This window comes from Mesorhizobium sp. M7A.F.Ca.US.014.04.1.1 (assembly GCF_003998745.1).
Lineage (GTDB): Bacteria > Pseudomonadota > Alphaproteobacteria > Rhizobiales > Rhizobiaceae > Mesorhizobium > Mesorhizobium ciceri.
On record NZ_RZRW01000274.1, the window covers coordinates 1 to 7,718 of the forward strand.

The window sequence follows — 7,718 nt, forward strand, 5'->3', positions numbered from 1 at the left end:
TTATCGCGAGCAGAACATCATCCTGTCGCCCTTCGACAACGACGTGACGCGCAATTTCTATGCGCGCCGCATGTTCATGGGTGCGCAGGGTCTGGGGCCGCTCGGCCTGATGGAGGGCGATCCGCTCTTGATCCAGGCGGAGCAGAAACTGATCGACCAGGCCGACGAGTTGGTGGTGCTGGTCGATTCCTCGAAATTCCGCAAACGCTCCAGCCTCATCCTGTGCGGCCTGTCGCGCATCGCCACCGTCATCACCGATGACGGCATCGACGATCGTGAAGCCAAGATGCTGGAGACCGCCGGCGTGACGCTGATCGTCGCCCGCACATCCGCAACCAACAAGGAAGAATCTTCACTGCAGGCCTGAGGCCAACTCGCGCTCGCAGCGGCGATGGAATGCAACGCTCAAGGGAGGAAATTCGATGAGCTTCTTGAAGAAATTGATGGTGACGGCTGCATTCTCGGCCGCCATGTTCGTGAATGCCGCCTATGCCGAAAACGTCAAGATCGCGCTGGTGGTGAAGTCGCTCGGCAACGGCTTCTTCGATGCCGCCAACAAGGGCGCCGAAGAGGCGGCCAAGGAACTCGGCGATGTCGACATCATCTACACCGGCCCGACCAAGGCGACCGCCGAAGCGCAGATCGAAGTGGTCAATTCGCTGATCGCGCAGAAGGTCAACGCCATCGCCATTTCGGCCAATGACGCCGACGCTCTGGTGCCGGTGCTGAAGAAGGCCATGGAACGCGGCATCACCGTCATCTCGTGGGATTCGGGCGTCGCCAAGGAAGGTCGCCAGCTTCACCTCAACCCGTCCGACACCGGCCTGATCGGCGAGACCATCATCAAGCTCGCCGCCGACCACCTGCCGGAAGGCGGCGAGGTCGCCATCCTGTCGGCCTCCTCGACCGCGACCAACCAGAACGCCTGGATCGACGCGGCCAAGAAGATCCTGCCGGAGAAGTTCCCCAAGATCAAACTCGTCGCCACCGTCTACGGCGATGACGATTCGGCCAAGAGCACCGACGAAGCCAAGGGCCTGTTGAAGTCCTATCCGAACCTGAAGGCGATCATCGCGCCGACCACCGTCGGCGTCGTTGCCGCCGCCCAGGTCGTCACCGACGAGAACCTGATCGGCAAGGTCAATGTCACTGGTCTCGCACTGCCGTCCGAGTTCAAGAAGTTCATCGACAACGGTTCCAGCCAGGCGGTTGCCCTGTGGAACCCGATCGACCTCGGCTACTCGGCCGTCTACCTCGCCCATGATCTGGCGGTGAAGAAGGAAGAGGCCAAGCCCGGCGCCACGCTGTCGATCGGCCGCGTCGGCAAGGTCACGCTCGACGACACCAACTCGGCTGCAATGGCTCCGCCCTTCCAGTTCGACAAGTCGAACATCGAAAAGTTTTCCAAGATCTATTGATCTGGAGTTCTCTAGAGCTGACGCGGCGGGGCTCACGTCCCGCCGCGGCTTTAAACGAACCTTGTTTCAGGGCTTGATACGACTATGGACACGACAGCCCAACACGGCGCGGTGAAGGAGCGGCCTCCGGCCCCGGCTCCACGCCTGACGCTGTCCGGCATCTCCAAGAGCTTTCCCGGCGTGCGCGCGTTGCACAATGTCAGCCTGTCGCTCTATCCGGGCCAGGTGACAGCGCTGATCGGCGAGAACGGCGCCGGCAAGTCGACGCTGGTCAAGATCATGACCGGCATCTACCAGCCCGACGGGGGCACGATCAGCATAGACGGCCACGCCGTCACCCTGCCCAGCGCGCATGCCGCCTTCGGCCATGGCGTCACCGCCATCCACCAGGAAACCGTGCTGTTCGACGATCTGAGCGTCGCCGAAAACATCTTTCTCGGCCACGCGCCACGCACGCGTTTCGGCACCATCGACTGGCGCACGATGCGCAAGAATGCGCGCGAAGTGCTGGACACCATGCATGCCGGCCATATCGACGCCGACGCGCGGCTGAAGGACCTCGGCATCGCCAACAAGCATCTGGTCGCGGTTGCGCGTGCCATGTCGATCGACGCGCAGATCGTCATCATGGACGAGCCGACCGCCGCGCTTTCCATGAAGGAGATCGAGGAGCTCTTTTTGCTGATCGAATTCCTCAAGAGCGATGGCAAGGCGATCCTGTTCATCAGCCACAAGTTCGACGAGATCTACCGCATCGCCGACCGCTACACGGTGTTCCGCGATGGCGAGATGGTCGGCGAAGGCCTGATCAAGGATGCCGGCCAGAGCCAGATCGTGCGCCTGATGGTCGGCCGCGCGGTCGATCACATCTTCCCGCAGCGCAAGGCCGAGATCGGCGCACCGGTGCTCTCCGTTTCCGGCCTGTCGCATCCGACCGAATTCAACGATATCGGCTTCGAACTGCACAAGGGCGAGATCCTCGGCTTTTACGGCCTTGTCGGCGCCGGCCGCAGCGAGGTGATGCAGGCGATATCGGGCATCACCCGCACCTCAGCCGGCACGATCACGCTGGAAGGCAAGACGATCGCGCCGAAATCGGCTGCGGATTCGATCGATGCCGGCATCGTCTACGTACCGGAAGAACGCGGCAAGCAAGGCGTGGTGATCGGCCTGCCGATCTTCCATAACGTCTCGCTGCCTTCGCTCAAGCGCACGTCGAAATCCGGCCTGCTGCGGCTGTCGGAGGAGTTCGATCTGGCCCGCTCCTACACCGAGCGACTCGACCTCAGGGCCTCTTCGCTCAGCCAGGATGTCGGCACGCTGTCGGGCGGCAACCAGCAGAAGATCGTCATCGCCAAATGGCTGGCGACGTCGCCCAAGGTGATCATCCTGGACGAGCCGACCAAGGGCATCGACATCGGCTCGAAGGCCGCCGTGCACGGCTTCATGGCCGAGTTGGTGGCGCAAGGCCTGTCGGTGATCATGGTGTCGTCCGAGCTGCCCGAAATCCTCGGCATGTCCGACCGTGTCGTGGTCATGCGCGAGGGGCTAGTCGCGGCGGTCTACGACAACAAGGGGCTGGACGCCGAGACGCTGGTTCGGACGGCAGCGGGGATCGCGGCATGAAGGCTTTCCTCAAATACCGCGAAATCTGGCTGGCTGCTGCCATCATCGTCTTGATCGGGCTGATCTCGACGCGTTTTCCGGCCTTCGCCGATCCGGCCAATCTGCGTCAGGTGTTCAACGACACCTCGATCCTGATGATCCTGGCGCTTGGCCAGATGGTGGTCATCCTGACCCGGTCGATCGACCTGTCGATGGCGTCCAACCTCTGCTTCACCGGCATGGTGGTGGCGATGCTGAACGCCGCGCATCCGGCGATCCCGATCCCGCTGCTGATCGTCATTGCGCTGGTCGTCGGCCTGGTGCTCGGCGCCATCAACGGCCTTTTGGTCTGGCGGCTGAACATCCCCTCGATCGTGGTGACGTTGGGCACGCTGACCATCTATCGCGGCGCCACCTTCGTCCTGTCCGGCGGTGCCTGGGTCAATGCCGACAAGATGAGCCCGGAGTTCATCGGCTTCCAGCGCGCGGCCTTCCTCGGCATTCCGGTGCTGTCGTGGATCGCCATCCTGGTCATTGCGCTGTTCTTCGTTGTGATGACACGCACCGCGCTCGGCCGCTCGATCTACGCAATCGGCGTCAACCCGACGGCGTCGGTCTATGCCGGCATCGATGTCGGCCGGACGAAATTCATCGTCTTCTGCATCTCCGGCATGATTGGCGGCCTGTCGGGCTATCTCTGGATCTCGCGCTACGTGATCGCCTCGGTCGAGGTCGCCAATGGCTATGAGCTCAACATCATCGCCGCCTGCGTCATCGGCGGCATCTCGATCGCCGGCGGCATCGGCTCGGTCGGCGGCGCGGTATTAGGGGCGCTGTTCCTCGGCATCATCTCCAACGCGCTGCCGGTCATCAACATCTCACCCTTCTGGCAGATGGCGATTTCGGGCAGCGCAATCATTCTGGCCGTCGTGCTCAATGCGCGCGGCGAGCGCCAGCAAGGCCGCATCATCCTCAGAAAGGTGGAGGCGTGACCGACAGCCCTGCCCCGCGCCACATTCCCGACCGGCTCGACAAGCCGCTGCGTTCGGCGATCTTTTCCTGGGAAGCGCTGCTGGTCGTGGTGGCCGTCGCCATCTTCGCCATCAACAGCTTCGCCTCGCCCTATTTCCTCGATCCGTACTCGCTGTCCGATCTGACCTTCAATTTCACCGAGAAGGGCCTGATCGCCTTCGCCATGGCGCTGCTGATCATCTCGGGCGAGATCGATCTGTCGGTGGCCGCCATCATTGCGCTGGCGTCGACCATGATGGGCATGGCGGTGCAGGCCGGCGCCGGCACGCCAGTGCTGGTGGCAATCGGCATCGTTGTCGGGCTCGGCTGCGGCGCCTTCAACGGTCTGCTGGTGACAAGGCTCGGCCTGCCCTCGATCGTCGTCACCATCGGCACGATGAGCCTGTTTCGCGGCATCGCCTTCATCATCCTCGGCGACCAGGCCTACAAAGGCTATCCCTCAAGCTTCGCCTTCTTCGGCCAGGGCTATGTCTGGTGGGTGGTGTCGTTCGAGCTGGTGCTGTTCCTGATCGCGGCTGTCGTCTACTGGTTCCTCTTGCACCGCACGAGTTTCGGCCGACGCGTCTTCGCCATCGGCAACAATCCGGTCGCTGCGCAATTTTCCGGCGTGCGCGTCGGCCGCACCAAGTTCATCCTGTTTTGCCTGACCGGGCTGATGTCGGGCATCGCCTCGGTGCTGATCACCTCGCGCCTCGGTTCGACGCGGCCCTCGATCGCGCAGGGTTATGAACTCGAAGTCATCACCATGGTGGTGCTCGGCGGCGTCAGCATCCTCGGTGGCGCCGGCAGCATTCTGGGCGTCGTGCTCGCCGCCTTCATCATGGGGCTGGTGACCTTCGGGCTCGGCCTGCTCAATGTGCCGGGCATCGTCATGTCGATCTTCATCGGCCTGCTGCTGATCATCGTCATCGCCTTGCCGATCGTCTGGCGGCGGCTGCGCGGAGGGCGTTGATGGCCGAGAAATACGCGTTCAAGATGAAGCTGAAGCCCGGCATGAAGGCAGAGTACAAGAAGCGCCATGACGAGATCTGGCCGTCGCTGGTCGCGCTGCTGAAGCAGGCCGGCGTCTCCGATTATTCCATCCATCTCGACGAGGAGACCAATATCCTGTTCGGTGTGCTGTGGCGGCAAGACGACCACCGCATGGACGAATTGCCCGGGCATTCGGTGATGCAGCGCTGGTGGGCCCACATGGCCGACATCATGGAAACCAGGCCGGACAACGAGCCGGTGGCCGTGAAGCTGGAAACAATGTTCCATATGGCATGACTGCGATGCGCCACATCGCCGTCATCGACATAGGCAAGACCAACGCCAAGGTGGCGCTGGTCGACCTCGCTGCGTTGAGCGAGGTGGCGCTGCGCCGCATGGCGAATGCGCCGGTGCGGCAGGCGCCTTACCCACATCACGATGTCGAGGCCTTGTGGGCATTCATCCTCGAAAGCCTTGCCGGCCTCAACCGCGAACAGCGCATCGACGCCATTTCGATCACCACCCATGGCGCGACCGGCGTGCTGGTCGACGCGGCGGGTGAACTGGTGCTGCCGGTGCTCGACTATGAGTTCGACGGCCCCGACGGGATGGCCGAGGATTACGACGCGATCCGCCCGCCTTTTGCCGAGACCGGCACGCCGCGCCTGCCGCTCGGCCTCAATCTCGGAGCACAATTCTTCTGGCAGCAGAAGAGCTTCCCGGCGGAATTCGCCAGGGCCGCGGCGCTGCTGATGTACCCGCAATACTGGGCCTTGCGCCTGACCGGCATCGCCGCCAACGAGGTCACCTCGCTCGGCTGCCACACCGACCTGTGGAACCCGTGGACAGCGGATTTTTCATCCCTGGTCGAGAGGCTGGAGTGGCGAAGCCTGACGGCGCCGGTGCGGCCAGCCGGGGACCGCCTCGGCCCGATCCTGCCCGCTGTTGCGGTGCGAACCGGACTCGATCCGCAAACGCCGGTGTTCTGCGGTCTGCATGATTCCAACGCGTCGCTGCTGCCGCATCTGCTGTCCGACAAACCGCCTTTCTCGGTGGTCTCGACCGGCACCTGGGTGGTGTCGATGGCGGTCGGCGGCAAGCAGATTGTGCTGGATGCGGCGCGCGACACGCTGGTCAATGTCAACGCGCTCGGCGATCCCGTTCCCTCTGCGCGCTTCATGGGTGGCCGCGAGTTTTCGGTGCTGACAAAGGATCAGCCGGAGCCGTGGACCGAGGATGATGTCGGCGCCGTGCTGGCGCGAAAGATGCTGCTGCTGCCGTCGACCCAGCAAGGTTCGGGGCCGTTCCCGCACCATGCCGCGGCATGGCTCAACGCCGACGGCATCAACAAAGGCCAGCGCTTTGCCGCCATCTCATTCTATCTGGCCCTGATGACGGCGACCTGCCTCGACTTGATCGGTGCCGACGGCCCGACCACGGTCGAAGGCCCCTTTGCCCGCAACCGGCTCTTTGTCGGCATGCTGGCGGCAGCCACGGCGCGCGCCGTGGTTGCGTCGGAGGCCGCCACCGGCACCAGCATCGGCGCGGCGCTGCTGGCATGCGATCGGCCGGCGACGCACGGCAAGGGCGAAAGAATAGAACGGCCTATAGACCCAGCATGGGTCGACTATGTCAGCGCATGGCGGGCGGCAGTGGAAGTGCAGGGCTGATCAGAGAATCCGTTTGCCGAAGGCAGACATGACGAAGTTGACCGCGTCGGTGCCGATCCGCGGCTCCAGATCCGCCGTCAGGCCCGAAACATCCATCGACAGCAAGCCGCCGGAGAGCGCGATCGCCTCCATCGCCTGATGTGTTTCGCGCACGGTCAGCCCACCGGAGCCCGCAGCCCAGCCGGCGAATTCGGTCGCGGTCGGCGAATAGCTGACATGAAAGCCTTGCGTGCCTGATGTGGCGATACGGATCGCTTCATGCATCAGGTCGCGCATGCCCATGGCGTCGATATCGGTCATGGTGAAGGCGGAGACGCGCGAATCCTTCAGCACCCGCGCCTCGGCCGGATCGGCGTGGCGCAAGCCGACGATGACGACATTCTCCGGCGACAGTTGCGGCTGCAGGGCGCCCGCCTTGTGGTCGAGGCCAAGCGATCGCGCCAGGACCGAGCCTTCCGGCAGGTCGATGCCGTCCTCGTCCTCAGGCATCAGGGCGGCGATGGAATCGATCCAGATCAGGCCGAAGGAATGCGTGGCGCGCGCCGTTGCGGTCAGAGCCTTATGCGCGACGCGACGGTCGGTGCCGGCGGCCAGCCGGATCAGCCCCGATGGCGGCCGCTCGACATCGGCGAGTTCCACGACATCGAAATTCATCGCCTCCAGCCGCGCGCCGGTGCCTTCCCGGGCCAGGATGCCGGCAGCCCCCGGCCCGGCGGAGATCTGCACCATCTTGCGGCCGGAAAAATCCTCGACATCGTGCATCGGGGCCTTCTCGACATATTCCGAGGTCATCGCCAAAAGCATGGCGCCATAGCTCATGCGGAAGGCGACGCGGTCGCCGACGGCCAGCGGCGGGTCGGCATCGGCGACATCCAAAAGCAGATGGTCGCTGGAGGCGCCCAGCACCCGGATCCCCCTGGCGATCGGCGTCAGCCCCTCGACCAGCACGTCCTCGCGGCCGATATTGGCGATGGCGCGCAGCCTATCGCCCTCGTCGGGGAAGACCGGCTGGGTGCCGAAG

7 protein-coding genes and 1 pseudogene are annotated in these 7,718 nt (G+C 63.9%); 7 read left to right on the top strand and 1 reads right to left on the bottom strand.

The features are described from left to right. The 7 genes and pseudogenes from EOA22_RS18585 to EOA22_RS18615 form a co-directional block, all read left to right on the top strand. Positions 1–367 (top strand): annotated as a pseudogene (locus tag EOA22_RS18585) (DeoR/GlpR family DNA-binding transcription regulator); the annotation flags it as partial. A gap of 55 nt (positions 368–422) precedes the next feature. Then, positions 423–1,418 carry a rhamnose ABC transporter substrate-binding protein gene (gene rhaS, locus EOA22_RS18590; RefSeq protein WP_013533599.1) on the top strand — a complete coding sequence of 332 codons (996 nt, stop codon included), beginning with the start codon at positions 423–425 and terminating at the stop codon, positions 1,416–1,418. Between the two features lie 84 nt (positions 1,419–1,502). Then, entirely contained in the window at positions 1,503–3,044 is a 1,542-nt protein-coding gene (locus EOA22_RS18595; protein WP_063170033.1) for a sugar ABC transporter ATP-binding protein, read from the top strand. Then, positions 3,041–4,015, top strand: coding sequence for an ABC transporter permease (locus EOA22_RS18600; RefSeq protein ID WP_013533601.1), 975 nt, complete (start codon positions 3,041–3,043; stop codon positions 4,013–4,015). The genes EOA22_RS18595 and EOA22_RS18600 overlap by 4 nt, the downstream gene beginning before the upstream one ends. After that, on the top strand, positions 4,012–5,007 hold the full coding sequence (locus EOA22_RS18605) for an ABC transporter permease (RefSeq protein WP_063170032.1): 996 nt from the start codon (positions 4,012–4,014) through the stop codon (positions 5,005–5,007). Before EOA22_RS18600 ends, EOA22_RS18605 begins: the two co-directional genes overlap by 4 nt. Then, positions 5,007–5,324: an L-rhamnose mutarotase gene (gene rhaM / locus EOA22_RS18610; protein ID WP_024503130.1), complete on the top strand. Its 318-nt coding sequence runs from the start codon at positions 5,007–5,009 to the stop codon at positions 5,322–5,324. The genes EOA22_RS18605 and rhaM overlap by 1 nt, the downstream gene beginning before the upstream one ends. Beyond that, positions 5,321–6,697 carry an FGGY-family carbohydrate kinase gene (locus tag EOA22_RS18615; RefSeq protein WP_063170031.1) on the top strand — a complete coding sequence of 459 codons (1,377 nt, stop codon included), beginning with the start codon at positions 5,321–5,323 and terminating at the stop codon, positions 6,695–6,697. The genes rhaM and EOA22_RS18615 overlap by 4 nt, the downstream gene beginning before the upstream one ends. Here the strand turns inward: EOA22_RS18615 and EOA22_RS18620 are convergent. Beyond that, positions 6,698–7,718, bottom strand: a 1,021-nt coding sequence (locus EOA22_RS18620) for an arginase family protein (protein ID WP_206521300.1), incomplete at its 5' end; no start/stop codon positions are given.

Coding starts and splice junctions, on each gene's coding strand:
- rhaS (WP_013533599.1), top strand. CDS start 423: ATGAGCTTCTTGAAGAAATTGATGGTGACGGCTGCATTCTCGGCCGCC.
- EOA22_RS18615 (WP_063170031.1), top strand. CDS start 5,321: ATGACTGCGATGCGCCACATCGCCGTCATCGACATAGGCAAGACCAAC.
- EOA22_RS18600 (WP_013533601.1), top strand. CDS start 3,041: ATGAAGGCTTTCCTCAAATACCGCGAAATCTGGCTGGCTGCTGCCATC.
- rhaM (WP_024503130.1), top strand. CDS start 5,007: ATGGCCGAGAAATACGCGTTCAAGATGAAGCTGAAGCCCGGCATGAAG.
- EOA22_RS18595 (WP_063170033.1), top strand. CDS start 1,503: ATGGACACGACAGCCCAACACGGCGCGGTGAAGGAGCGGCCTCCGGCC.